29 protein-coding genes, 1 tRNA gene and 2 pseudogenes are annotated in these 25,334 nt (G+C 58.4%); 20 read left to right on the top strand and 12 right to left on the bottom strand.

What is annotated here, in order from left to right:
* Positions 1-59: 59 nt before the first annotated feature.
* The gene (gene parE / locus ABJO75_RS08295; protein WP_348132889.1) at positions 60-2,015 is read left to right on the top strand and encodes a DNA topoisomerase IV subunit B; all 1,956 of its coding nucleotides are present in this window, start codon (positions 60-62) and stop codon (positions 2,013-2,015) included.
* A gap of 50 nt (positions 2,016-2,065) precedes the next feature.
* Here the strand turns inward: parE and ABJO75_RS08290 are convergent, their stop codons facing one another.
* Positions 2,066-2,539, bottom strand: a complete 474-nt coding sequence (locus tag ABJO75_RS08290; RefSeq protein WP_348132887.1) for a hypothetical protein — start codon at positions 2,537-2,539, stop codon at positions 2,066-2,068.
* A gap of 502 nt (positions 2,540-3,041) precedes the next feature.
* Between ABJO75_RS08290 and ABJO75_RS08285 the strand changes: the two genes are divergently transcribed.
* From ABJO75_RS08285 to ABJO75_RS08275, 3 genes are all read left to right on the top strand, one after another.
* Complete coding sequence (locus ABJO75_RS08285) at positions 3,042-3,776, top strand: hypothetical protein (protein WP_348132884.1); 735 nt, start codon at positions 3,042-3,044, stop codon at positions 3,774-3,776.
* A complete protein-coding gene (locus tag ABJO75_RS08280) occupies positions 3,773-4,345 on the top strand; it encodes a hypothetical protein (RefSeq protein ID WP_348132881.1) in 573 nt (190 codons plus the stop codon). Before ABJO75_RS08285 ends, ABJO75_RS08280 begins: the two co-directional genes overlap by 4 nt.
* A gap of 75 nt (positions 4,346-4,420) precedes the next feature.
* Entirely contained in the window at positions 4,421-5,158 is a 738-nt protein-coding gene (locus ABJO75_RS08275) for a VWA domain-containing protein (protein ID WP_348132878.1), read from the top strand.
* Between the two features lie 4 nt (positions 5,159-5,162).
* Here ABJO75_RS08275 and ABJO75_RS08270 read toward each other — a convergent pair whose 3' ends face one another.
* Positions 5,163-5,402 (bottom strand): Lrp/AsnC ligand binding domain-containing protein, encoded by a 240-nt coding sequence (locus ABJO75_RS08270; protein WP_316777321.1) that lies wholly within the window; start codon positions 5,400-5,402, stop codon positions 5,163-5,165.
* A 296-nt stretch (positions 5,403-5,698) separates the two neighbouring features.
* Between ABJO75_RS08270 and hisB the strand changes: the two genes are divergently transcribed.
* Positions 5,699-6,286, top strand: a complete 588-nt coding sequence (gene hisB, locus ABJO75_RS08265; RefSeq protein ID WP_348132875.1) for an imidazoleglycerol-phosphate dehydratase HisB — start codon at positions 5,699-5,701, stop codon at positions 6,284-6,286.
* Here the strand turns inward: hisB and ABJO75_RS08260 are convergent.
* Positions 6,283-6,597: a DUF2306 domain-containing protein gene (locus ABJO75_RS08260; RefSeq protein WP_348132872.1), complete on the bottom strand. Its 315-nt coding sequence runs from the start codon at positions 6,595-6,597 to the stop codon at positions 6,283-6,285. The two genes, hisB and ABJO75_RS08260, sit on opposite strands and share 4 nt — an antisense overlap.
* A gap of 149 nt (positions 6,598-6,746) precedes the next feature.
* Here ABJO75_RS08260 and hisH point away from each other — a divergent pair, with 149 nt between their 5' ends.
* Positions 6,747-7,385: an imidazole glycerol phosphate synthase subunit HisH gene (hisH, locus tag ABJO75_RS08255; protein ID WP_348132871.1), complete on the top strand. Its 639-nt coding sequence runs from the start codon at positions 6,747-6,749 to the stop codon at positions 7,383-7,385.
* Between the two features lie 14 nt (positions 7,386-7,399).
* On the opposite strand, the gene ABJO75_RS08250 is transcribed toward hisH, so the two are convergent.
* Positions 7,400-7,786: a DUF2147 domain-containing protein gene (locus ABJO75_RS08250; protein WP_348132870.1), complete on the bottom strand. Its 387-nt coding sequence runs from the start codon at positions 7,784-7,786 to the stop codon at positions 7,400-7,402.
* A gap of 132 nt (positions 7,787-7,918) precedes the next feature.
* Between ABJO75_RS08250 and hisA the strand changes: the two genes are divergently transcribed.
* Positions 7,919-8,641, top strand: coding sequence for a 1-(5-phosphoribosyl)-5-[(5-phosphoribosylamino)methylideneamino]imidazole-4-carboxamide isomerase (hisA, locus tag ABJO75_RS08245; protein WP_348132868.1), 723 nt, complete (start codon positions 7,919-7,921; stop codon positions 8,639-8,641).
* Complete coding sequence (locus ABJO75_RS08240) at positions 8,641-9,126, top strand: DUF2867 domain-containing protein (RefSeq protein ID WP_348132865.1); 486 nt, start codon at positions 8,641-8,643, stop codon at positions 9,124-9,126. Before hisA ends, ABJO75_RS08240 begins: the two co-directional genes overlap by 1 nt.
* An 11-nt stretch (positions 9,127-9,137) precedes the next feature.
* On the opposite strand, the gene ABJO75_RS08235 is transcribed toward ABJO75_RS08240, so the two are convergent.
* A complete protein-coding gene (locus tag ABJO75_RS08235) occupies positions 9,138-9,590 on the bottom strand; it encodes a DUF302 domain-containing protein (RefSeq protein ID WP_348132863.1) in 453 nt (150 codons plus the stop codon).
* Between the two features lie 121 nt (positions 9,591-9,711).
* Between ABJO75_RS08235 and hisF the strand changes: the two genes are divergently transcribed.
* On the top strand, positions 9,712-10,473 hold the full coding sequence (hisF, locus tag ABJO75_RS08230) for an imidazole glycerol phosphate synthase subunit HisF (protein ID WP_348132860.1): 762 nt from the start codon (positions 9,712-9,714) through the stop codon (positions 10,471-10,473).
* Complete coding sequence (locus ABJO75_RS08225; RefSeq protein WP_348132858.1) at positions 10,470-10,787, top strand: phosphoribosyl-ATP diphosphatase; 318 nt, start codon at positions 10,470-10,472, stop codon at positions 10,785-10,787. Before hisF ends, ABJO75_RS08225 begins: the two co-directional genes overlap by 4 nt.
* A gap of 107 nt (positions 10,788-10,894) precedes the next feature.
* Here ABJO75_RS08225 and ABJO75_RS08220 read toward each other — a convergent pair whose 3' ends face one another.
* Entirely contained in the window at positions 10,895-11,518 is a 624-nt protein-coding gene (locus tag ABJO75_RS08220) for an outer membrane beta-barrel protein (RefSeq protein ID WP_348132856.1), read from the bottom strand.
* Positions 11,519-11,859: 341 nt separating this feature from the next.
* Positions 11,860-12,753, bottom strand: coding sequence for a LysR family transcriptional regulator (locus tag ABJO75_RS08215; RefSeq protein WP_348132854.1), 894 nt, complete (start codon positions 12,751-12,753; stop codon positions 11,860-11,862).
* Positions 12,754-12,869: 116 nt separating this feature from the next.
* Here ABJO75_RS08215 and ABJO75_RS08210 point away from each other — a divergent pair.
* From ABJO75_RS08210 to ABJO75_RS08185, 6 genes and pseudogenes are all read left to right on the top strand, one after another.
* Positions 12,870-13,028, top strand: a pseudogene (locus ABJO75_RS08210) (transporter substrate-binding domain-containing protein); the annotation flags it as partial.
* Between the two features lie 16 nt (positions 13,029-13,044).
* Positions 13,045-13,209 (top strand): hypothetical protein, encoded by a 165-nt coding sequence (locus ABJO75_RS08205; protein WP_348132924.1) that lies wholly within the window; start codon positions 13,045-13,047, stop codon positions 13,207-13,209.
* Positions 13,210-13,227: 18 nt separating this feature from the next.
* Positions 13,228-13,461 (top strand): hypothetical protein, encoded by a 234-nt coding sequence (locus tag ABJO75_RS08200; protein WP_348132921.1) that lies wholly within the window; start codon positions 13,228-13,230, stop codon positions 13,459-13,461.
* A gap of 39 nt (positions 13,462-13,500) precedes the next feature.
* Entirely contained in the window at positions 13,501-14,136 is a 636-nt protein-coding gene (locus tag ABJO75_RS08195) for a cysteine hydrolase (protein WP_348132851.1), read from the top strand.
* The gene (locus ABJO75_RS08190; protein WP_348132848.1) at positions 14,126-14,260 is read left to right on the top strand and encodes a hypothetical protein; all 135 of its coding nucleotides are present in this window, start codon (positions 14,126-14,128) and stop codon (positions 14,258-14,260) included. The genes ABJO75_RS08195 and ABJO75_RS08190 overlap by 11 nt, the downstream gene beginning before the upstream one ends.
* An 874-nt stretch (positions 14,261-15,134) precedes the next feature.
* A tRNA-Ser gene (locus ABJO75_RS08185) sits at positions 15,135-15,224 on the top strand.
* A 258-nt stretch (positions 15,225-15,482) separates the two neighbouring features.
* Here the strand turns inward: ABJO75_RS08185 and ABJO75_RS08180 are convergent.
* Together ABJO75_RS08180 and ABJO75_RS08175 are read right to left on the bottom strand one after the other, a co-directional pair.
* Complete coding sequence (locus tag ABJO75_RS08180) at positions 15,483-16,145, bottom strand: hypothetical protein (RefSeq protein WP_348132845.1); 663 nt, start codon at positions 16,143-16,145, stop codon at positions 15,483-15,485.
* 673 nt (positions 16,146-16,818) lie between these two features.
* Positions 16,819-18,645 carry a hypothetical protein gene (locus ABJO75_RS08175; RefSeq protein WP_348132842.1) on the bottom strand — a complete coding sequence of 609 codons (1,827 nt, stop codon included), beginning with the start codon at positions 18,643-18,645 and terminating at the stop codon, positions 16,819-16,821.
* Positions 18,646-18,839: 194 nt separating this feature from the next.
* Between ABJO75_RS08175 and ABJO75_RS08170 the strand changes: the two genes are divergently transcribed.
* From ABJO75_RS08170 to ABJO75_RS08160, 3 genes are all read left to right on the top strand, one after another.
* The gene (locus tag ABJO75_RS08170; RefSeq protein WP_348132839.1) at positions 18,840-19,100 is read left to right on the top strand and encodes a hypothetical protein; all 261 of its coding nucleotides are present in this window, start codon (positions 18,840-18,842) and stop codon (positions 19,098-19,100) included.
* 100 nt (positions 19,101-19,200) lie between these two features.
* Positions 19,201-20,892, top strand: a complete 1,692-nt coding sequence (locus tag ABJO75_RS08165; RefSeq protein WP_348432414.1) for an arylsulfatase — start codon at positions 19,201-19,203, stop codon at positions 20,890-20,892.
* A gap of 145 nt (positions 20,893-21,037) precedes the next feature.
* The gene (locus ABJO75_RS08160) at positions 21,038-22,087 is read left to right on the top strand and encodes an HAD family hydrolase (protein WP_348132833.1); all 1,050 of its coding nucleotides are present in this window, start codon (positions 21,038-21,040) and stop codon (positions 22,085-22,087) included.
* A 347-nt stretch (positions 22,088-22,434) separates the two neighbouring features.
* Here ABJO75_RS08160 and ABJO75_RS08155 read toward each other — a convergent pair whose 3' ends face one another.
* From ABJO75_RS08155 to ABJO75_RS08145, 3 genes are all read right to left on the bottom strand, one after another.
* Positions 22,435-22,569 carry a hypothetical protein gene (locus tag ABJO75_RS08155; RefSeq protein ID WP_348132831.1) on the bottom strand — a complete coding sequence of 45 codons (135 nt, stop codon included), beginning with the start codon at positions 22,567-22,569 and terminating at the stop codon, positions 22,435-22,437.
* A 36-nt stretch (positions 22,570-22,605) separates the two neighbouring features.
* Positions 22,606-23,220, bottom strand: coding sequence for a hypothetical protein (locus ABJO75_RS08150; RefSeq protein WP_348132829.1), 615 nt, complete (start codon positions 23,218-23,220; stop codon positions 22,606-22,608).
* A 268-nt stretch (positions 23,221-23,488) separates the two neighbouring features.
* The gene (locus ABJO75_RS08145; protein ID WP_348132826.1) at positions 23,489-24,085 is read right to left on the bottom strand and encodes a hypothetical protein; all 597 of its coding nucleotides are present in this window, start codon (positions 24,083-24,085) and stop codon (positions 23,489-23,491) included.
* Positions 24,086-24,238: 153 nt separating this feature from the next.
* Here ABJO75_RS08145 and ABJO75_RS08140 point away from each other — a divergent pair.
* Positions 24,239-25,071: pseudogene (locus ABJO75_RS08140) on the top strand (IS5 family transposase).
* The last annotated feature ends 263 nt before the right edge of the window (positions 25,072-25,334 follow it).

The following is a 25,334-nucleotide window of genomic DNA, read 5'->3' as shown; positions in this document are numbered from 1 at the left end:
TGTTTCCGCTTGGCAAAACCTGATGTAGTATGGAGCAAACAACAAGAATGAGCAGCGGTATGAACGATCTCCTGACGCCTTCGGGCCAATCCGATTACGACGCCTCCTCGATCGAGGTGCTCGAAGGGCTGGAACCGGTCCGCAAACGCCCCGGCATGTATATCGGCGGCACCGACGAACGTGCGCTGCATCACCTTGTTGCCGAAGTGCTCGACAACTCGATGGACGAGGCCGTCGCCGGTCATGCCAACCGGATCGAGGTCGAACTGCACGAGGATTATGCCGTCACCATCCGCGACAATGGCCGTGGCATCCCAATCGATCCGCACCCGAAATTCCCGGACAAATCCGCCCTCGAGGTCATCCTGTGTACACTTCATGCGGGCGGCAAATTCTCGGGCAAAGCCTATGAAACTTCGGGCGGTCTGCACGGTGTGGGCGCGTCGGTCGTCAACGCGTTGTCGGATTCGATGATCGTTCAGGTTGCGCGAAACAAGGAGCTCCATGAACAGCGGTTTTCGCGTGGCATCCCGCTTGGCCCGGTGGAAAAGGTCGGCAGCGCGCCCAATCGACGTGGCACCACCGTCACCTTTCACGCCGATGCCGAGATATTTGGCCATCACAAGTTCAAACCCGCCCGCCTGTTCAAATCCATCCGCTCCAAGGCCTATCTGTTCTCTGGTGTCGAGATCCGTTGGAAATCCGCGATCGACGATGGCGAAACCCCGACCGAGGCGAGCTTTCACTTTCCCGGCGGCCTGTCGGATTATCTGATCGAAACACTGGGTACCGCGTCGACCTATGCGGAAAAACCCTTTGCCGGCACCGTCGAGTTCCGCGAGAAATTCAACGCGGCGGGCAAGGTCGAATGGGCGATCAACTGGACCCCGTCGCGCGACGGGTTCATTCAGTCTTACTGTAACACCGTGCCGACGCCCGAGGGCGGCACCCACGTCGCCGGGTTCTGGGCTGCGATCCTCAAGGGGATCAAGGCCTATGGCGAGTTGGTCAACAACAAGAAGGCCGCCCAGATCACCCGCGATGACCTGATTACAGGCGGGTGCGCGTTGGTGTCGTGCTTCATCAGCGAACCGGAATTTGTCGGCCAGACCAAGGATCGCCTTGCCACGGTTGAGGCACAGCGGCTGGTGGAAAACTCGGTCCGCGACCATTTTGACAACTGGTTGGCGGCGGATACCAAATCCGCAGGCGCAATCCTCGATTTCCTCGTGCTGCGCGCCGAAGAACGCCTGCGCCGTCGTCAGGAAAAGGAAACCCAACGCAAGAGCGCGACCAAGAAACTGCGCCTGCCCGGCAAGCTGACGGATTGTTCGTCAAACAGCCGCGACGGCACCGAATTGTTTATCGTCGAAGGCGATTCTGCGGGTGGCTCAGCCAAGATGGCGCGCAATCGCAAGACCCAGGCGCTGCTACCCCTGCGCGGCAAGATCCTGAACGTGCTGGGCGCGGCCAGTTCCAAACTCGGTTCCAACGCGGAAATCAACGATCTGACACAGGCGCTTGGCGTTGGGTTGGGCAGCCGATTCAATGTCGACGATCTGCGCTATGACAAGATCATCATCATGACCGACGCCGATGTAGACGGCGCCCATATCGCAGCGCTTTTGATGACGTTCTTCTTTACCCAGATGCGCCCGATGATCGACACCGGCCACCTCTACCTCGCCTGCCCGCCGCTGTTCCGCCTGACCCAAGGGGCAAAGCGCGTCTATTGCACCGACGAGGAAGAACGCGATGTCTGGCTGGAAAAGGGACTTGGCGGCAAGGGCAAGATCGACGTGTCCCGCTTTAAGGGTCTGGGTGAAATGGACGCCAAGGATCTGAAGGAAACCACTATGGATCCCGGTTCGCGCAAGCTGATCCGCGTCACGATTGATGAGGATGAGCCGGGCGAAACCGGAGATCTGGTGGAACGTCTGATGGGCAAGAAGCCGGAAATGCGGTTTCAGTATATTCAAGAGAATGCGCGGTTTGTTGAGGAGTTGGATGTTTGAGGGCTAGATTCAGATAAATGGTATAAAAAATCACGGCGCACTTGGATGTGTCAATTCGAGTTTACTCTTGAAGTTCTAAGTTTTTTGATCAACCAACTAGTCGCAACTTTGATTGCCCAAAAAAGAACTATTGAAGCCAATAAGAGCGCTAGCAATCCCACCCAGTTAACATAAAAGTTTGAGGGGTTTCTCATCACTCTGAAAAGGGCAACCGAGGCTCCAATACCCCCCAAAAAAACTGAAAAGCCGATTGCACCGAGGATCGCCACGAAGGGTGCGGATAGGCCGATTGCACCGCCCATCGCGGCAATTCCGATCCCTCCCAGTAACCAACCGAACACGCCGCCTACTGCTGCGCCGCTTACCAACCCAATAATTGGGGCAATTATCCTTATTACACCTCTCTTCTCTTCAATAAAATATTCCGAACCGTAAACAAAGCTAAGAATGGCAAAGAACAAACCGGTCATCACCGCGATGTGTTTTTTGACGAACCTAAGAAAAAACAGTACCAAATTTGTCAACAAAAGGTCTTCCTCTGCCTTCCCGCTCAATCTACCGGCTGCACCATGGCCACAAACGCGAGATGCTGCAAGCTTCGGACGCGCATGCCAACAAACCTCATGCAACCACTACAATCAATTGTCCGGAGATGAACGCAAATCCGGAATTAGCTAAGCCTCGGCACGAAGCCGAAGCGAACAAAAGAGGCACAGAAACTCGGAGGTTGCACATTGCTTGGCTAGTTTTCCGCCCGGGTCCCCGTCCCGGGCCGCGCCTGTACTGGGCCCCGCACGTTCAAACCTCAAACGCTCGCCCGTAGCGTTTGCAAGGCAGTGTTTACCCTCCCCAAGGGGAGAGCGCACTACGGACTCAAAAGGCCCACTGGACCTTTTGTAAGACGCCCTCCGGCCCGAGGTCGGGCGCGGCCCTGATGTTGGATTAGGCCCGACACCCGTCCGCCACTTCGCCCGTTACACAAACTGAAATCTTGCGTCCCGCGTTTTGCACCGTAAACTCCGCCGGATGAATTTTGTTCTGGATCATCAACTGGCTCTGCTGTTCGCCTCATTCGCTGCGGGCTGCATCGGCGTGGCCGTGATCTTTGGCAAGCCTGCCGGATCAAAGGCGTGGAAACTGGCCGATCTGCTCTGGGTCGTGCTGGGTGGCCTTGGGGCTGTGACCGCCGGTCTGGCCGGTGTCTACAAATCCGACAGCTCCCTGCTCGACCGGCAGATCGACATTGCCTATGCGCTGACCGATGCGTTTGATCGCGACGCCGCGCGGTTCCGGCTGCGTTATTGCGAGAACGGAAGCGATGCTGACCTGCGCACCCTCTGTGACAAGGTTGAGTTCCTGTCGGCCTCGACCGCCGGCAACGCCGCTCTGCCGCTGTTCCTCGCGATCACCGAATCCACCGGGACTCTGCGCGCACTACCGCTGTTCTCAAGCCAACCCGCTCCCGACCAGATGGATGCCGATGCCTTTGACGAAGCGGCGTTCCTCGCCTTTGTCGCGCTGGATGACACCACCCGCCCTGCACTGGCCAGCCTGCGCGCGCCGCAACCCGAAATCGCCGCTGATTTCCAGATTCTCGCCAGCACCTATGACGAGCTGATCGCCCAGATCCGCAGGCTGATGGCGGAGTGGGAGTTTCTCAGGGCCAGCGCCGCGATCCTCGTCTTGCAGACGCTTGCGCTGTGTCTGGTTTCCTTTGCCGCGCCTTTCCGGCTTGGTAAATCCTTGGCAGAGTTGCGATGACCCTGTCACGTTTCCTGTTCACCGCCACCCTGCTGGCGAGTACCGCCACGGCCCAACCCGTGGACTGGGCCAATGTCGATGGCTGGGATATCGCCTATTACCCCGGCTCCAAGGGCTGCCAGGCCTTTGCGCTGTTTGAAGAGGAAACCGCGTTTTTCATCGGCTATGACGGCAAAGGCAAGAAACCTGCGCTGGATGTCACGGTGTTGAACACCGGTTGGGACATGATCGAACATGGCGAGGAATACCCGGTGCGCCTGCGCTTTGGCGATCAGGCGGCATGGACCCTGAACATGGATGGTGTGATCCTGAACGGATTCCCCGGGTTGCATATTCTGATCGACGCGGAAACCACCTCTGCCCGGCAATTCACCCGTGAATTCAAACGCGAACGGGTCATGGCCTGGCGCCGCGCCGATCAAACGTTGGGACGGTTTCCGCTGACGGGATCAAACAACGCCTTCACAGCGGTGCGCAATTGCCATGAATTTCACCGCGAAGCGCGTGCAGCACAGGCAAAAACATCGCGCAACCGCAGCGCCAAGACCAACGATCCTTTTGCAAATTGAACCGGTCCTGACGCGACCATCGTACAATGGCGTTGCCCGCGCACCGAGGCGATACTCAAAGCCGGAGGTCGCCGGATGAAACAAGCGCAACGCGTCACCCTTGCCCTCGCTGCGGCGTTGGCCATTGCCCAAAGCGGTTTGGCGCAAACTGACGAGCGTTGCAACGCAGATGCCATGCTGGTCTTTGATGCGTCGGGATCAATGGCGGAGATGGGTCACAACGGCATCGACACACCCCGGATCAACGATGCGCGCGTGGCGCTGCACACAGCCCTGCCGCAGATCACGCCACTGCGCGATGTCGGATTGATTACCTATGGTCCGGGTGGCGATGACGAGAGCTGTAGCCATGTTGCCCTGCGCCTTGCCCCTGCTCCGGATGCATCCAAGGAGATTCTTGCCGAGATCGACGAGATCGCGCCGGACGGCAACACCGCGCTGACACAGGCGGTGCGCGATGCTGCACAGGTGCTCGGTTCACCGGAACGCCCCGGTGTTGTTGTACTGATCAGTGATGGCAAGGAGACCTGCGGCGGTGCGCCCTGTCAGCTGGCGGCGGAACTTGCCGCGACCGCGCCGTCGATGGTGGTGCATGTGATCGGCTTCAAGGTGCGCGGCGCGTTCTTTGGGTGGGAAGGTGGCGATGGGAACCCAGATTTTGAGGTTCCTGCCAGCCCTGCACGCTGCCTCGCCGATCGCACCGGCGGGCTCTATGTCTCGACCGAAACGGTCGACGAATTGGTACAGGCTCTAAAGCAGACATTGGGTTGTCCGCTGTTCAGCAATGCTGATCAGGGCCGCAGACGCATTTGAGCGCCTAAAACGCCTTGAATGTCATCGTTGTCAGGGACCGTTCGATCCCGGGAATATCCAACAGGTGATCGTTGATATATTTTCCGACGTCTTCGCTCTCGGGAATATAGAGCTTCATAAGCAGATCAAAATCGCCGCTGGTCGAGTAGAGTTCGGAGTGAATCTCCCGCAGGGCGATCTCTTCGGCGACCTTGTAGGTGGTTCCCGGTTTGCAACGGATCTGAATATAGAGACAGGTAGACATGTGCGGCCCTTGCGTGGTGATGCCAACAGGCTGGCACGGGGCGCGGACAGGTGCAATCCCTCTTGAACGGGCTTTGTCCAACGAACCGAGCGGTCCGCGTCTGCGAGGGCAGACAAGCTCATGTTCCCAGTGGAGCCGACGGTGCCAGCAACCGCAGCGGGTAGGCAAATGCAATCGTCCCCAACACCTGCTCCGCTATCTGGATCAGGTCTTCAATTCGACGCTTGATCGGTGATCCCTTTACCTGCCCGGTCCAGCATCTATAAGGGCCGGGCAACCGGCAGCGAGGACCAAGGATGCGAAACGCGACCGTTACCCGAAAGACCGCCGAGACCGACATCTCGGTGACCATCGATCTGGATGGCTCTGGAGCCTATGACAATCAGACCGGCGTGGGGTTCTTTGATCACATGCTGGATCAGCTCGCCCGACACTCGCTGATCGACATGACCATACGCGCCAAAGGCGATTATCACATCGATGACCACCATACGGTCGAGGACGTGGGGATCGCCCTCGGTCAGGCCTTGTCCACAGCCCTTGGCGACAAGCGCGGTATTCGCCGCTATGGCGCGTGCCTGCTGCCGATGGATGATGCATTGGTGCGCACCGCGCTGGATCTGTCGGCGCGCCCCTATCTTGTGTGGAATGTCGACCTGCCGACCGCCAAGATCGGCAGCTTTGATACCGAACTGGTGCGCGAGTTCTTTCAGGCACTATCCACGCATGGCGGCATCACGTTGCATGTCGATGCGCTGCACGGGCTGAACAGCCACCACATCGCCGAAGCCGCGTTTAAATCCGTCGCCCGCGCCCTGCGTGAGGCAGTCGAGGTCGACGCGCGCAAGGCAGACGCGGTGCCATCGACCAAGGGCGCGCTTTAGGCTCCTACCGGCTGCGCCTCTGGGCGTGGCCCGACCCGGCCCACCAGCGCTTCACCGACCAGCAGGTTCGGAGCCCAGCACAGCCACGCCACCAACATATAGCCGGTGTCAAAAACAAGGATTGCAGTCAGAACCGGCGGGTAAACGCGAAGCTTTACTGCCGCCCAGGTCAGCGCCGCCGACCGGATCATCGGTCTTTGATGCGAGGCAAAATTGCGGTTGCGAGCGTACCAGGTGCTAGTCGCCGTTGTCCCGCCCCACAGGAACAACAGCAAGAAAACCGCACCATCATGGGAATCTCCGCAAGCCACTGATCCGTGCGGGGGTCGATATATTGGAAGGAAGCGGGCTCGAATCACTGACCCTGCGCAAATGCGCAGCCCGTTACGCCACAGGCTTGACCCCAAACAGAAATCACGACAGATGATCCGCAGAGGCACCAGCGACAAGGACCGCCAAAATGCTGACAGCAATCGTCGATTACGAGAGCGGCAATTTGCATTCCGCCGAAAAAGCGTTTCAACGCATGGCGCGTGAGGTGAATGCTGGCACCGTCGTGGTGACGTCGGATGCGGACGTCGTTGCCCGCGCCGACCGCGTCGTGCTGCCCGGAGATGGTGCGTTTCCCGCCTGCGCCGCCGCGTTACGCGGTTATTCCGGCCTGTTTGATGCGATGGTCGAAGCGGTCGAAGTTCGCGGCCGGCCCTTCCTTGGCATCTGCGTCGGAATGCAGCTCATGGCGAGCTGGGGCCGCGAATACGAGGATACGTCGGGGCTTGGCTGGGTCGATGGAGAGGTCGTCAAGATCAACCCCACCGACGCCGCTTTGAAAGTGCCTCATATGGGTTGGAATGATCTGGTGATCGACAACCCCCACCCGGTGTTTGATGGCGTCGCAACCGGTGAACACACCTATTTCGTGCATTCCTACCAGTTCCATGTCACGGACCCCGCGGACCGGCTGGCGCATGTGGATTATGGCGGCGACGTCACCGCCGTAATCGGCAAAGGCACCATGGTTGGCATGCAGTTTCACCCGGAAAAAAGCCAGGCGACCGGGCTCCGGCTCATCTCGAACTTCCTGCGCTGGACGCCCTAGGGGTTCGGTTCGGTTCAGTTGACGCGGGACCACGTCTGTTTCGAACAGATGAGCCCACCCGCAACGCATCCGCGCAGCGCCAGGGAATTTCCATTCAGATCCATCTTGCCGATATAAATCTTGTCGTTTGAGGGGCGCCAGACTTTGCCAGCGTAAGAGCCATCTCCGCCCGGCACCATATCGATCACAAGCGTCTTGCCGATATTCGGGGAGGCGTATTCGCCATCGCTGTTGAAAGTCCGCGCAATCACACCGCAGACCGCCGCGCCGCACATGCTCAGGTCAATATAGGCATAGGACCCATCATCCACCTCGGTTTTCCATGTGCCTTCGGCGGGGTCGGCCTGCGCCGCCCCGGCCAGACCAAGCGCAATCGCCGCGCCAAGAACCAGTTTCTTCATCTTGCAATCCTCCCTGTTGCGGCCACTCTGGGACAGCACGCTCGAGTCTGGCAAGACTAACCTCGGGTCGCGTTGCATTCCCGCCCCGCGCCGTGCCATATCCCGCCGACATCACACCGAAAGGCCCGCGACATGATCCTCTATCCCGCAATCGACCTCAAAGACGGCCAGGCCGTGCGACTGCTGCGCGGAGAGATGGACAAGGCCACCGTGTTCAATGATGACCCTGCCGCGCAGGCCCGCGCCTTTGTCGAAGCCGGGTGCGAATGGCTGCACCTTGTGGACCTGAATGGTGCCTTTGCCGGCACCCCCGTCAATGCCGCCCCGGTCGAGGCGATTCTCGCAGCCTGCGATGTTCCCGCGCAACTGGGCGGTGGTATCCGTGACATGGCGACGATCGAAGGTTGGCTGACAAAAGGGCTTTCCCGCGTGATCCTTGGAACCGTCGCGGTCGAAAACCCCGATCTGGTACGCGAGGCTGCGCGCGAATTCCCCGGTCATGTCGCCGTCGGCATCGACGCCCGTGACGGGATGGTGGCGACCAAGGGCTGGGCCGAAGAAACCGATGTGCAGGTGACTGATCTCGCCCGCTCTTTCGAAGACGCCGGCGTTGCTGCGATCATCTATACCGACATCAATCGTGACGGCGCGATGCAGGGGCCGAATATCGAGGCCACGGCGGCGCTCGCCCACGCGGTGTCGATCCCGGTCATTGCGTCGGGCGGTGTCAGTTCGCTGGACGACCTGATCGCGCTGCGCGACTGTGGTGCGCAGTTAAATGGCGCGATTTCGGGCCGCGCCCTGTATGATGGGGCGCTCGACCTGAAACAGGCGCTGGCCACGTTGCGGGCCTGATGCTGTTTCGATCTGTCGAGACTGTGGCACTCCCCAAAGAAAGCGTTCTTTGGAAGGCATACACGCCCGGTGACTTTATCGACGGATACCGGGTCAAGGCCCCCTACGCTCCACGACAGGCTGCCGAGGTCGCGATGCATTTCCAGCCCTGGGTGCACGCTCTATTGGGGTTTCGTAACGCCATTATGCGGCCATTCGGGCTGACGGGCGCGCGGGCTGGCGGCGATACCATTGCGATTTTTCCAGTCGTTCAGGAAACCGAGACCGAATTGGTTCTGGGATTTGACGACAAACACCTCGATTTCCGGATCAGCATTCTGTCGCGCAACGGGTACGTCCATTGCGCGACTTGGGTGCATCGTCATAACTGGCTGGGGCGGGCGTACCTGATCATCGTGATGCCGGTACACATCCTGCTCAGCAGACAGATGATGGCCCGTGTCAGCCGACATGCCCGCTCCGATTTGGCGCTGCCGCCGGAGTAAAGCAGTTCGCCTTAACTGCCCGCAGCCTTGCCTGTCAGCTTGGCCAGTGCACCGGTCATTTTCTGGACGTATTCGGCGTCGTCATCAATGTTCAAATCGTCCAGCATCTCTTTGGGGCTTTCGTAGACCAGCCAGACCTGCCCGTCCGCATCGCCGTAAGCCAACACTTTGAGCGGCAGGAACAGCCCGGCCAACGGATCAGCCTGCATCGCCGGTGTGCCCAGTTTGGGATTGCCAAAGATCAGAACCTGCGCATCGCCAAGTTCCATATCGACCTTCTGTGCCCCTGCCGCGTGATCCACGCGCGCAAAAACCGTCGCGCCTGCCCCTTCGACCGCAGCCTGCAACGAATCCATTGCCGCGGTCACTGACTTGTCTGTCTTGACCCGCACCAAATCGTCCGCCACGGCCTGTCCCGCGCCCGCTATGGCAATTGCCGCTGCCAGAATGATATGTCCACGCATGTCGATCCCCTTTCAGTTGAACGTTACGCTCGCATGTCTTCACGCCGCAGTGCAATGGTCCAATCACAACTCTGGTATCGGCGCGGCTTTGCCATTAGGAGATGGGCCAAAAGGACCGGACATGCTCAAGACCCGCATCATACCCTGTCTCGACGTTGCCGATGGCCGCGTGGTCAAAGGCGTCAATTTCGTCGATCTCGTCGATGCCGGCGACCCCGTGGAATCGGCTCGTGCCTATGACGCGGCCGGCGCTGACGAATTGTGCTTTCTCGACATCCACGCCACGCATGAAAACCGGGGCACTATGTTTGACGTGGTCCAGCGCACCGCCGAGCAATGTTACATTCCGCTCACCGTGGGTGGCGGCGTCCGGACCCGCGAAGACGTGCGCGATCTTTTGTTGGCTGGGGCCGACAAGGTCAGCTTCAACTCTGCCGCTGTGGCGCGCCCCGATGTTGTGGCCGAAGCTGCCGACCAGTTCGGCAGCCAATGCATCGTCGTCGCCATTGACGCCAAGACGGTCAGCCCCGGCAAATGGGAGATCTTTACCCATGGCGGGCGCAAATCCACTGGCATCGACGCGGTGGAGTTCGCCCGTACCGTTACCGCCAAGGGAGCCGGTGAAATCCTGTTGACCAGTATGGATCGCGACGGCACGCGCGCCGGTTTCAACCTGCCGCTCACCCGCGCGATATCCGATGCGGTCGACGTTCCGGTGATTGCCTCCGGTGGGGTCGGAACGCTCGATCATCTGGTCGAAGGCGTGACAGAAGGTGGTGCGAGCGCCGTGCTCGCCGCCTCAATCTTTCACTTTGGCGACTATACCATTCACGAGGCCAAGCAACACATGGCCGCCGCAGGCATCCCGATGAGGTTGACATGACCGTTCTGAACGATCTCGCCGCCACGATTTCCGCCCGCAAGAACGCCGATCCGGATAGCAGTTGGACGGCAAGACTGCTGGCGAAAGGGCCCGAGAAATGCGCCGAGAAATTCGGCGAAGAGGCGGTCGAGGCCATTATCGAGGCTGTCAAAGGTGATCGCGACGCCCTCGCCAGCGAAGCGGCGGATGTTCTCTTTCACCTCTTGGTGATGCTTGAGTCGCGCGATGTCCCGCTCGACGATGTGCTTGCCGAATTGAAACGACGCCAAGGCACCAGCGGGATTGCCGAAAAGGCCGCGCGACCGGCGAAATAGCCACGCCCACCCAAAATCGACATCACCACGCATTGGACAGAAAAATGGCCATTGCAGGAAACCCTGCAATGGCCAGATCCTGTTCGATTTCTGATCGGATGTTCAGATCAGAAGCGGTAGGCCGCCTTGACGTAGATCGAGTTCAGATCGACATCGCCACCGGTTGAACCGGCACCGTCAAACGTCTGGTACATGTATTCCGCACCAACGGTCCAGTTTTCGCCAACGCGCCAGTCATAGCCGAGGCCGACGACATAGCTGTCCGAATCAAAGTCGAGAACATTGTCGACGCTGTCGAAATCCGCATAGGCGAAACCGGCGCTACCGTAGAGCATACCGTTGCCCAGTTCGTAACCGGCGATCAGTTTCAGACGAGCGACGCCATCAAGCGACGTGGTGTTGCCGGTTGTCGAGTCGGTCACCGAAATGTCGGTGAAGTCGTACTGAAACTCAGGACCCAAGTACCAGCCATTGCCGAGCGCCCAGAGGTAACCTGCGGTGATACCGCCGATCACGTTGTCTTCGTCGAAATTGCTGACAGTGTTGGAGTCGATGTTGAAATCGCTGAAGGCATAGCCGACTTGGCCACCAAGGTAGAAGCCTTCCCAGAAGGGCGCTTCAACGACGGGCTCCACGATCACCGGATCGACCGGTGCCGGGACTGTATTTCCTGCTACCGCAACTCCGGCGGCGGTGGAGAGTAGCATCGCGAGTGCAGTGGTTCTGATCATAACTGTTTGCTCCTAAAGCGTAGCGTTTGTTTTGACAATCAGCCGATCCGGAGACGTTCATCGTTCTTCCCGCATCGGTTCAGGAGGCGTACATATGCCTGTGCAGGACCAATACAAGTTCGACAAATGCGCTCTGGATTGCATGTGTCATTCTCGCCACAAGGGCCGGCAAATTCCAGCCTATGCCCCGATAAGGCCAGCTTAATCTTGACGCAAGGCGCGATCTGGTCGTGCCAGATATTGCCCGATAGACCGGGCGCCCTTCGCATGACCGTTCTGTGATATTGCAGCCCCAATAAACGCCTCATCACCGCAGTTTCCGTGTGTTTACTCGTGCGGTTTCATTCCCGATGTTTCTTCGTTTGCTCAAGCAACCAGTTCTTGAAAAAGGACGCCGAAGCAGACTTGGATGTTCCTTTGTGCAACGCAATTTCGTACCAGACACATCGGATTTCACGCTGATCCAGACGCACCAATTGACCCGACGAGATCTCGCGCTGGCACAAGATGTCATCAGCGAGAATGACCCCCTCTCCGTCTGCGGCACCATCAATCGCAAGGGACAGATCGGAGTAGACCTTGCCGATGCGCCAGCCCGCGCTCTCTGGCTGGTGGGCCGTGTACCACTTGTGCCAGGTCTCTTTGCCATTGTCGTGGACGAGACCAACCTGATCCCAGTCAATCGCGCCGCCCTTTGCAAGAATGGCATCGCGGACATGCGGCGTCGCAGCCGGAAAGCCGTCGATTGGAAACAGCTTGTCCCTTTTGACCCCGCTTTGCGGCATCCGGGTCGCAAAATGTATGATCATGTCTGCATGACCTTCTCCGATCTGCGCAGGGGTCCACGCCGGACGCAGATCAATCTCGATCCGTGGGAAAAGACTGCAGAATTCGGTGATCCTTTTGCGCAGCCATAGCGAGGCCAGCGCGGGTTCGGCGCTCACGACCAAGGTGCCGGACCGTGTTTTCCGCAACAGCGTCTCAGTTGCATCGGTCAGCGTTTGCAACCCGCTTGCGATCTGCGGCAGCAGGTTGCGGCCATCATCACTCAACTCGACACGATTGCCATGCCGAACGAACAAATCGGTGCCGAACCAATGCTCAAGATTGCGGATGTGCTGGCTGACAACGCTGTGGCTGACATTCAATTCATGAGCGGCCTTGGCAAAGCTGGAATGCCGTGCCGCAGCTTCGAAAACCCGCAGCGCGTTCAGATGTCGGAGCGTGTTCTGCATGATTTCAGCGTAGGTAAAACCTTCTCTGAGAGCAAGTTAAACGCGTTTTTCAGCGCGCCCCCGCGTGGCTAACCTTGTTGCAGATTTCGCCCCCCCCACGACGAACAGGATACATCATGCCCGCCCTTGCACTCTACGAACAGATGAAACGCGAATGCGAGTTGGTCGAACAGGAATGGGACGGTATGGTCACCGCCTTGGTCGCCAAGAAATACGATGCCATCGTTGCGTCAATGTCGATCACCGAAGACCGCAAAAATCGCGTCGATTTCTCCGAAAAACACTACTTTCATGTTGAGCACCGCGGTCTACACGGCCGAGTTACTGCGCGGTGCGATCAAGACCACCCCACAGGGCGAAATCGCGGCCACCAAGGCCTACGACATCTCGCCCATCACGCGGATGCGGCTGGACGCCCTGCCAAATTCCTTTCGCCGTACCCTGCCCGCCTATTAAAACGAGGTCATCTTTGCGTTGCACGGCTCGGTCATCGCCAGCACTGTCACCTTGCAGGATATTCTCGGTGTGGGCCGTTGGCTGAACGGCCGCTATTATCTGGCCTACGAGGGCTTTCTGACGGCGATGGTGTTCTTTATGGCAATCGTGTTTCTGATTACCTTCGTCTGCCGGTTCGCTGAAAAACGCTTTCTGGGTCATCTGCGACCACGCGAAACGCCCCCGCCCGGTGCCACACAGGTCGCCGTCTGAACACTTTCTTCTCCTCACTCGCCGCTGAAAGGCAATCCAATGACCGACACCAAAAAACGTGACCTGATCGAAGGGCGCGCCGCGCTGATCGTCATCGACATTCAGAAATCCACCTTCGCGCCCATCCCAGACGATAAACGCGTAATTGCGCATATGCCGGATTATGCCGAACGCATGGCGCGCTCCAAGGTCGCCATCGACAAAGCGCGTGAGTTCGGCATTCCGGTGGTCTTTATTCAGGAAATTCACCGCGCCAACCTGATCGACATGGGGCGCGAAACTGACGGCGACGAAGACGTTCACTGTCTTGACAGCAATCCGCTGACGGCCCTTGCCGAAGAAGAGCTGGGCATGCGTCCCGATGACTACCGCATCGCAAAACGACGGTATTCTGCGTTTTACGGCACCGATCTCGAGATCCTGTTAAAGGGCCTCAAGGCCGAAACCCTGATCCTTGTCGGCGGCCTTACGGATGTCTGCGTGCATTATACCTTTGTCGACGCGCATCAGGGTGACTACTTCTGCCGCGTGATCGAGGATTGCGTTGCAGGTTCCAGCCTAGAAGCGCATCAAGCGTCCCTGAACGCCGTAGAATATCTGCAGCATGGCGCGGTTCGGACATTGGACGAAGTATTATCTGCGATGCAGGCCCAATCGGAAACCGATGCAGCATAATCAAACCATGATGGCGGCCGGGTTGGCCTTGGCCGCCTCGGCCATCCTCAGCTTTATCGACAACTCTATGGCGGCGGTCCGCCAAGAGGCCGGGCTGTGGCAGTTTCAGCTGTTCCGAATGTGAGTCGAATGATCCCCGCCCTCGCCGGTTTACCCCATAGTTCCCGCGACGGGCCCACTGAGTGCATTGTAGTGCAAGTTGGCATGGACGAGACTGGAGGGAAATAATATCAGGTGGAATTTACTCGAGCGAATTGACCAGCTTATGGACATCATTGGTATCGCACCCGTGACGGCGATGAACTCCTTATCAAACAGCATCCTGCTACCCCTTCAGAGAACGCCAACAGCGGCAAAACAACCCAGAGGTCGCTACCACCAATTTCGACAAGATCTGCCGCAAGTGGCACTTGATGGAAACAGTCGGCAGACGAGCAGCACTTTTCATGCCTGAAAAGACTGCATCACGACGACACCGAATTGCTGCGAGCGATCATGTATGGCATTCTGATTCCGCGCTCAGATCACGCGATTTAGCGAACCCTGCCGGATATTGCGGATCAATGCCCTGCTGGCAGGTAGTCGCGCCGCTGCTACATATCAATGTAACTTGAGAGGTTCGTGGCATTGAGCCTACACAGGGCTTGTCCGTTCATGGTTCGTGTCACTACTTTGGCTTTACGTGACGCATATCACGCCCTGCTTGGACGACGTGTCCAAGAAAACGAAAATTGAAGGCCCACTAGATCTCGCGGCTTGATAATGTCATCCATTGAAACCTTGCCAATGGAGATATGCTTGCCAGGATGGATCAGTTCACGAAAACGGGAGCCTGAGTGGAGCCCCTGATCCAGCGATACAGGGCTACAAACTGATCGTACAGGCGGGACCGCTGTGCAATTCCGGCGTGACATTGACTCCCTTCAGTGTTTTGCCCTCCACTATAACTCTCATCATTGTGCCTTCTGAGCGGCTTGTGTAAAGAGCAAGGGCATAGCGGATCGGTGGCCGAGCGGTCGAAGGCACCAGTCTTGAAAACTGGCGTGCGTGAAAGCGTACCGTGGGTTCGAATCCCACCCGATCCGCCACTTTGCACTGTTTTTGTTTGATAAAATTAAGAGTATAGCAAACTACCCCTCATCATACCCCACAAAGAAAAATCGCTTAGGTCTGCTCTTGGCTTTTTATCTTTGAACTGCCCGAACAGAAATTTTGCTACCCCGCCCGGTCCTAATTTGATTTCTGCGGGGATAGCTCCCCCCCCCTTTCGGGACGCGTTCTTTAAACTATGGATGTATGCAAAGTGCTGCTGACTCGCTCCGCTATGATTCAAAAGTTCCGGGCAGCTAGTCGTCGTCATCGGGAAGGTCGATAACATCGTGGACATCCGTAACGGCGAAAACTGAGGGCTTTCCATTTACTAGACGAACATTCACATCTACGACAAAGCCCTTCTTATAGACATTTTCTTCCGCCTCTCTGATTTCATGCTTGAGGCGTTCCTCTGCCAGTTCTGAAGCATACATGAGCGCCAAGGGTCTTTTATGCACTTCTTCGATCAGCACCCTTTCACCTGATCTTTTCCCCACCTTGGCATTCCCAACGTCAGTTCTGGTAAAAACCATCAGCACGCGCTTGTGATCTGCATCATCAGGCTTTTCAAGTTCCCTGTAATGAGATTTAATTGTCATTTGTGCGTTTTTGGCATCTGGCGTTGAAAACTTGAAAGCGGCCCGAACCTGCCTTTTACCGTCTTCAAAGGTAACAGCTTCAAGTGTTGAAGATGCATTGGGGTCACGAGCAATAGCCTCTGTTGTATCAGAAAGAACTTTAAGCTCACTTTTTCCTGGTGACCAATCTTCTAACCTGCCTTGTGCGAGGGCCGTGATTCGACCACCCCATGTCCGCACAAATTGCTCAACTATCATCACCTGATCCATTTGAGCGACGAACGGCATAGCGGCGACCACATATGGTATCAGGTCCGCTTCAATTGAGCCTTTGCGCACTTCCTTAACGAAAATACGTGCGTCATCATCTACATCCGGATAGTTCAGCCTAATACCACGTCTGTACTATTCAGCGAGTGACGTGAATGCCCCGACAAACGCGTCGATTTCTACAGGTTCTGAAGTATCTATTCTTAACGTTAGAGTGGCTTTTGGGTCAGTCATGTCTTGACCATAAGTTAGACTTTTCACCATGTCTAAGTCTTTATCCTAAATGCTTAAACGGCATACACCCCAACGCTAAGCCGATGAATTTTTATCTTATGGCTTACCTATCCGGATCATTCGCGAAACTGACTTCAAAGAACTAGTCACAATGGCAACCTAGTGTTGGCCACTTGACACAAGATTCCCGATGGAAGCATGGTATCGGACCCGTGACCGATATTCCTGAGCGAAACTATCAAACAGCCGCTTGGAGCCCACTTTACCGAGCGGAGCAGTTGCAGCAACTCGCGGTCGCAGCAAGATCGGGCGAGAAAGGCCGGACCGAGCGGCCATTCGCGGACCATACACATGCCGCGGCGCAACGTCCCAGAACGAAAAATTTGTTCGCAATGCAGTATTCTCGTGTGTTCAATCGTAAGATTTCGATACCCTACACTCGATATCGGCTTCTGGCCTCGACTTTGAGCCCACCGCGAAATTGAATGGGCCATCCGCGGGATGCTCGTCATCGATTTGTGGTCGCGGGCAAAACCAGCCCGGCGTCGTGCAGGCCCTTGAGCAGAGCAGCGATGATCTGGTCGTCGACCTGAAAACTTGCGTAGGCGGCGGCGGGGTCACGGGCAAGCAGCGGCCAAGCTTTGGCCATCATCGCGAGCTCGTTGCTGGCGGCCTCCATTTGGTCGAGTCCGGCGTAAGAGATGGCCGCTAGAGACAAGCCGATGGCGGAGCCGAATTTCGCTGATCGTTGAGCGGCGGCGAGGGCATCGGCATAGTTGCCCTCAAGATATTCGTGGACCGAAATGGCATGGAAGTACCAACCGGGCGGATCGGCGCTGCGGACGATGGCCTGCTCGAGATAGGGCAGGCCCTTGACCCAGTTCCCGCGCGCTGCCAGCCGCCAGCCGAGCTGGGCGAGCGCCTCCGGATCGTGCGGATTGAGCGCCAACGCCTCGCGCTGCAGACGTTCGGCTTCGGCGTAGTTACCCTCATTGAAAGCGAGGGCGGCCAGAGCCTCGAAGCCTCGTTGGCTGCCCGAATCGAGTGTCACCGCGCGTGATGCCGCATCCTGCGCCGCCGCCAGATGAGCCGGGTGGTTTTCGACCGGCACCATATCCTGGCGTGCGGCGTCCAGATTGAGCCAGCCGAGCATCGCCCAGGCGTCGGCGTAACCGGCATCCCGGACGACGGCCTCCGTGAGACAGCTGAGTGAGGGCACAAAAAGCGCATCCTCAAATGTTCGCCGATACTCGTACGCGCGCAGGACGCAGGCATAGCTCGCCATGCTCGGCGCGTTCCTAGCAGCCAGACGACGGCTACTGGCCGCGTTCATGACACCGAAAGGCTCGCCCAACGCGGTCGCAACGGACGCGGACAGCTCGCTTCGCATTCCGAGCAGATCGTTCGGGTCCGGTGTCCTGTCGTAGCCGCCGCTCCAGATCACTTCTCCCGTCGACGCGTCGACAAGCTGGGCGCGGAGCCGGAGCTTGCCGGGATCCGACTGGACGTTGCCGCGTAGGACGTAAGAGACTGCAAGTGTCTCGCCCAGAGCCACCGGATCTGCACCCGCATTCTCGCGAAAGCTCGCCTGTACCGAATACAGACGCAGATCGGGAAACCGCATCAGATCGTGTATCACGTCCTGTGTCATCCCATTGGCGATCAGTCCGGTCTCTTCGTCTGGACTCAGGGCCTCGAAGGGAAGCACCATGATCACAGGACCGTACGCGTCTGCCACGTCAGGAGGATCGCCGCGGGGCCAGAGCCACGACAGGGCCGCCACCGCGAGAAGCGCCACAGTCAGTAGCAAGGCAATCGGTCCCGTCCGCCGGGCGTCACCGTTCAACGCCATGGACCATCTCGACGCATCGGCGCCGGCACTGCGGGCGTCGTCCTTGCTGCCATCGGGTGCGGGCTGGATGCGGTTATCGGCAGACCGCAGGGGCTTGCCTATGGCCAGCCACTCGAAATGCGCGACGTAGGCGCCTTTGGGAATGGTGATCCGCACCGTGTCGGCCTCGCTGGCATCGACGTAGTAGGTGTCGAGTGCACGCCGCAGCCGCCCCGCCTCGAGCCGAACGACCGGATCGGCGCTCGGATCGAATGTCTCGGCGCGGCCGAAAACCGCGAGGGCCACGGTATAACCTTTGATCTGGTCGCTCCGTCCGGCCAGCGTTTCTTCGACAAGATAGCTTAGAAGGTCACGGCGGCGCTGGCTGCCCTGTAGCTTGGAACTGTCAAGAATACGGGCGAGCTGGGCGCGTACCGCCTCGGCCGTAGGTGCATCAGGAGCGTCAATATCTTTCCGGGTGGATTCGTCGGTTCTCTCAGACATCGAGGCTCCATTTCGCGGGTCGTCTCCGCTTGACCCAGACTATCGCAACTCACCGAAACATAGAAGCTAGGACGTCCAACTGGCTCGCAATTCCTAGGGGTACGTACCGTACCGAACTTGATGCAATCACAGCTGCGTGTTTGCGTAACGTCAATCACTCGGAATGGCGGAAAGAAACTGCGGGGGCGAATGGGATGATGAAAATCTCTGCGGTTATCAGCCGGTTTCCGGAACATGAACTGGCCGTCCACCGCCTGTGTGGTCAGGACTCGGGCTTTCGGGAAATCTGCGAAGACTATGAGGAGGCACTGGTAGCACTTCGTCATTGGGAGCAAGCGGGACCAGTCTACGCCACGCGCGCCGTAGAATACCGCCAAATCATTGGCGAGATCGAGGCCGACATTCAGAGCGAGCTTTCAACGCATCTGCAGCGCGCTCCACAAGGCGGAACCTGATTCTGCTTCAGATGACGCAGCATGCCGCAACCAGTTTACGACAACAGGAGATCGATCGATGAAAAGAACAGGACCAAACCTCAACGCGACTTGTGCGAGCATGCTCGCACTGGGGCTGGCGGCGTTCGGGGCCACAGCACCCGTGGCCGCGCAGGAAACGGAAAAAAAACCTAACATCCTGTTCATCATGGGCGATGATATTGGCTGGATGCAGCCGTCAATCTACCATCGTGGCCTGATGGTTGGCGAAACGCCCAACATCGACCGCCTTGGCCAGGAAGGCGCGATGTTCACCGATTACTATGCAGAGCAAAGCTGCACGGCAGGGCGCAATGCCTTCTTCACCGGTATGCAGCCGCTGCGGACCGGCATGATCATGCCGCAGCTGCCAGGCAGCCCCAGCTATTTGCAGCCGGGCACGCCAGCGATCGCCAAATTCCTGCGTGACCTCGGGTACTCGACCGGCGAGTTCGGCAAGAACCATCTTGGCGATCACACCGATGCGCTTCCAACCGCGCACGGCTTTGAGGAGTTCTGGGGCTATCTCTATCACCTCGACGCGATGCAGGGGGTAAGTTTCCCCGACATCAACGCCGGGCCGACAGACCAGGCCGTGGCACCACCGTGCAAGAACACACCCATCCCCGGCCTTCAGGAAGTTGCAGGTGCCGTGGACCCCAAGACGACAATCTGCCTGACGCCGCCGCGCCCGGTGATCCATTGCACGTCCAGCGACGGCACTTCGGCCAACCAGACCTGCAAGGATGAGGGGCCGCTGACGCTTGAGCGCTCCAAAACCGTGGACGAGGAAATCTCGGCCAAGGTCATCGACTTCCTCGACCGCAACGATCCTGAGAAAACCAACAAGCCGTTCTTTGTCTGGTACAACCCTGCGCGCATGCACATCACCACCGTGCTGTCGGACGAATACGCCGACATGCTCGGCACCAAGGGTGGCAAGGACTGGGGCGCCAACGAAGTCGGCATGAAGCAGATGGACGACAACATCGGCTATGTACTGAAAAAGCTTGAGGATATGGGCGAGCTGGACAACACCATTGTCGTCTTCACCACCGACAACGGCGCCGAGACCATCACCTTCCCCGATGGCGGCACCACGCCGTTCAAGGGCGGCAAGCTGACCACCTGGGAGGGTGGAATGCGAGCGCCCGCTGTCATTCGCTGGCCCGGCCACATCGAAGCCGGCACCGTGTTCAACGACATCTTCGCGTCGCTCGACTGGCTGCCGACGCTGGTCGATATTGCCGGTGGCCCCAAGCAGAACGACCTCAAGGCCCAGATTGAAAAGGGCGAGTACCCCGGCATCGTCAAGACCTCACTCGATGGGGTCAACCAGATCGACTACCTGCTCGGCGAGTCCGATACGGCCGCCCGCGACACGTTCATGTACTACTCTGGCAAGGATCCGTCGGCGGTGCGATACAAGAACTGGAAGATGTACTTCGCGATGGTGTCGGACAATCCGGCTGGCTTCGTCTCGGGCGTACAGCCGTACCATTGGACCCAGATCGTCAACATCAAGCGCGATCCGTTTGAGACCTCAACCGGAGAGCAGCTGAAGACGCTTCAGGGTGTGGGTGGCGCGCTCGCCGGGCCGGTCACCGCCTATGCCTATGACTGGAATCTGCTGCCTCTCGGCCAGGCACTGTGGCTCAGGGAGCTCGAAACCTATCACGACTTCCCGCCGCTTCAGGACCCCTCGAGCTACAATCTTGAGGAGGTCATCCAGCAAGTGAAGAACATGAACACGTCCAGCCACGCGGGGCAGTAACGATCCGTGAACTGACAGCCACAGGCGCCCGTACACCGGGCGCCTGCGCCGCCCAGGCGGTTTTTGATGATTATGTTTCGCGCCGGATTCCTGCAGTTGCCTGAAATTGTGCACCCCTTCCCGGCCAGCCAATGAGGAGATGACCATGAAGCGTTTCGCCCTGCCTGCTTTCGTCCGCCGCAGCCTGCTGGCTGCGATCACCACGTTCCTTGCGCTCGCGGCCCCGTTGCCGCTGATCGCTCAGGACGACCCGCTGCCTTCCTGGAATGACGGTGCGGCGAAGACCGCCATCCTCGAATTTGTCGCGCAGACGACCACCGAGGGCGACGCGAACTTCGTCGCGCCCGGCGAGCGGATCGCCACCTTCGACCAGGACGGAACGCTCTGGGTCGAGCAGCCGCTCTACGGCCAGGGTCTTTTTGCGCTGGACCGGCTGGCGGTGCTGTCGCCCGACCACCCGGAGTGGAAAGACACGGAGCCGTTCAAATCCGTGCTGACGGGTGATCACGCGGCGATGGCAAAGTTCACCGAGAAGGACTGGATGGAGATCGTCGCCGTCACACATGCCGGGATGAGCACCGCTGATTTCGAAGCGATTGTCGCCGAATGGCTGCCAACCTCGAAGAACCCGACCTTCGGCGTACCGGTCACCAACCTGACCTATCAGCCAATGCATGAGGTGATAGATCTCCTGCGCGCGAACGGCTTCCAGACCTGGATTGTTACCGGTGGTGGTCAGGAGTTCGTGCGCGCCTACGCGGATGGCGTCTACGGCGTCCCGACCCAGCAGGTCATCGGATCGAGCATCGCGACCAAATACCAGATGGTCGACGGCAAGCCCGTGCTGATGCGCGACCCGAAGCTCTTTTTCAACGACAATGACGACGGCAAGGCCATCGGCATCAACCTCTTCATCGGCAAGCGCCCGCAGATCTCCTTCGGCAACACCGAGGGTGATGCGGAGATGCTCGCGTGGACCACCGCCGGTGACGGGTTGCGGCTTGGATTTCTGGTGCTGCACGACGATGCGGAGCGCGAAGTCGCCTATGGCCCGGCGAACGGACTGCCGGACACCAAGGTGGGCACGTTTAGCCAGGCGCTGATGGACACCGCCCGGCAGAATGGATGGGCGGTGATCAGCATGAAGGACGACTGGAAGGACATCTTCAAAGGGGACGTCAAGAAGATCGAATGAACAATCCCGCACTCCGGTGATCGCCCCGATCGAACGGCTGCATAGGGCCAATCCGCCAATAATCGATCCGTTGCGGCCAACATCCGTTCCCCGTGCCTCCTCCAAGGGACCTTCGCAGATGCAGCGGAAACATGCGGGTGCGGCGAAGGTGCGAAAGGTCCGCATAGCCGCCCCCTGAACCTTCGTCGGGGCATCGGGCGCGCACCAGAGACAAACTGGAACCTTTTTCTCAGGTGGCGAACACTAGGGCTTAGTCAATCCCATCATCTAGACGCTTTGCGCTATCCCGCGCCATCTTTACCAGCGCCATCAGGTTGCGCTTGTTTTTCGCAACCGCCTGCGACCTCTCACCATGCACCCAAGCCCCATTGGCGGGTCCGCTTGGTGCGCCGCCGCCTGCGCCATGCATCCGGCACACCTTCCATCCGCGTCGCGCTGGGGCTTTGCATCGATTGCCTGTCGCCTTGGTAATAGCGTGGCATCTGGGTGCGCTGTGAGCCTTGCGCATGGGGTTGGTGTCACTTTCCATTGTTACTCCTCCCCCCATGCGTCACAGCCCCGACAATGGCTTGCCCGCCTTCGTTCACCGTCACATGCTCCACCGTGACTTTCTGTTGCGCGCCCGTGCGGTAGCGTTTCAGCGCTTGCATCTGGGTGACATAGGTCCGGGCCAGCTTGTTCAATGCCCGTTCGGCGGCGTCTTGTTGCGTGATATTGTCCACATGATTTAACCGCCGCGCCATCATCATGGTGGCTTGATGGACTGCGCCCATCTGCACCGCCAACATGGCCTCCAATTCATCACGCGGCTGAACCTCTCGCACCACCGAAAGTAAGAAATTGCTCGCCCCTTCGTCAATTGCGCTGCCATACGCGCCTATTCGGGCCACATCGCCTTGAATGCCTGCCATGAAATGCGGATCGCACGTGCCAAGGTCTGCCATCATCAGGATATGCGCCACGTCGGGTTCGGCATGGGTGAAAGTCACTTGCAGGGCGCCATCCACAATTTCTAACTTCATCGGGGGACCATCTGCCCGTGCAGCCTGCTTTTCCGCTACGGCGTTTATGCGGGCCTGTTGTGCTTTGGGTGTCGCCAGCGGCGCACTACGATTTTCAGCTTTGTTCGTCATCCGTTGATCTTTCGCCTTCGTTGATTTTGTAGGTCGGAAATTGTGCGTCATAAGTAATACTAGCCCCTTCCCCCTGCTTCCTCCGACACACTGACGGGGCTGGCCTTGGACATGGTCTCGACATTGACGGCACCACCGATGCCTTGATGCAGCCTTGTCAGGGCAAAGGTTTGAGGTTTTGAACCTGCGCGATGCCGACCGACCAAACGCAACAGGCCAGCAGCTTGCAACGTGCGACGTGCGGCGCGGAGGCGAGGCTTGGATAGGTTCAGCAGACCCGCCGACTGCATGGCGTCAAAATCCAATGGGAAGCGTTTGCCAGGATGATGGCCGTGCTGATCCACCAACAGCACCAGTAACGCGATAGCGTCCGCACCATTGGCTTCACCGCGCAGCGCATCCAAGGCCTGCCGTTGCATCGGAAAAGCGCTGTCACGGCCCCGATATCCGTCTGCGGCTCCCACTCGGGGTCGAGTTCGCTTCGTTTCAGGATGCGCACCTTGCCGGCCTGGCTGTCAACGATCCCGGCGTGTATGACGCTGTCGACTGAAATACCACGCGCAGTGGCGATGCTATTGGCTGTACCGAACTCACCTGCTTTCACGCCATTTTGCTCGAACCAGCTGATGGCAAAACGCGTGTCCGCGTCGAACTCACCCTGAATGCCACCGAGGAAGTCGTCGAGTTCCGCGTTGATCAATTGCAGCGTTGTTTTTACGCACATTTGGCTGTCGTCAGGTTCCAAAATACCTGCGTAGCGCGAAAAGATGCCCATGCCGGTGCCAATGGCTGATCGCGGCATGTCGGCGGGGGAGACGTTGGCGGCCTGCAACTCTGCTATGGCGCCGGGCAGTCCGCGTTTCATAGCACGGATGAACTCGGCACGTGTGATGGTCTCCGCGGTTTCTTCTTTCTTCCTGCAGAGGAGCACAACCGAACTGGCAAGGCTCAGGACCCATTAACCGATTGAGCTTGTCGCGTTGTCGTGATTCACGATCTCCAGTTATAGGGGGATATGATGAGCAATTTGTATTGGCTGACTGAAGCGCAGATGGAGCGCCTCCGGCCTTACTTTCCAAAAAGCCGAGGTCGAGCGCGTGTTGATGATCGCCGTATTTTGAGCGGCATTATCTTCTTCAATCGCAATGGGTTAAGGTGGTGTGATGCCCCTGCGGAGTATGGGCCTCCGAAGACCTTGTATAACCGTTGGAAGCGCTGGAGTGATATGGGCGTCTTTGCCCGGATGATGATGGGGTTGGCTGAGCAGGACCCCGACAACAAGACCATCTCAATCGACGCCACCTACCTCAAAGCCCATCGCACGGCATCCAGCCTGCGGTTGAAAAAGGGGGGCGTGGACGCCTGCTTGGGCAGACCAAGGGCGGCATGAACACCAAGTTGCATGCAGTTACCGACACCATTGGTTGCCCAGTCCGCTTCTTTATCACCGCAGGTCACCCCTCTCGGCGATGAAAACATCGCCTGCCGGGCAGTGAGCGATTACACCGGAGCGGCAGCTTTGATGAATGGCTTGCCAGATGCTGAATGTCTCCTCGCTGATCGAGGGTATGATGCCGACTGGTTCCGCAATACCCTTATAGGCAAGGGAACAAGGCCATGCATCCCCGGACGCAAGTCACGCAAGACGACCGTCAAATATGACAAGCGCCGCTACAAAAGGCGCAACCGCCCCTCTCGTGACATTGCTGCGCAATACACTGCCGGGCAGTAATCGAGCGAATGTTTGGCAGGATCAAAGACTGGTGCAGCGTCGCAACCCGCTACGACAGGTCCCCAGCCGTCTTCCTCTCAGCAATCGCTCTCGCAGCAACGGTTATCTTCTGGTTATGAGTCCTGAGCCTAGATGATCGGAAGCACCATTTGTCCGCACATCACTAGTTCGCCGTCGGTTCGACTTCGCAGCTGCAGCGAAAGTCCGGTCTGACGGGCTGCACCGCAGCATCACTGGTGGCGGCTTGAATGACATCTGTGGGTGGCTCCTGCATTGCAAGTGTTTTCTGGTGATATGCGCGGTCATTTTCGTCAGTACTGTCGTCTGTCCGGCCTGTTTATGTTTTGGCATTGCCTCCACTGGCCCTGATGAATTCCGCAAG

It is taken from the genome of Sedimentitalea sp., assembly GCF_039973035.1.
Lineage (GTDB): Bacteria > Pseudomonadota > Alphaproteobacteria > Rhodobacterales > Rhodobacteraceae > Sedimentitalea.
Note: the sequence above shows the minus strand (reverse complement) of the source record. Positions and strands in the feature narration are given on the sequence as shown.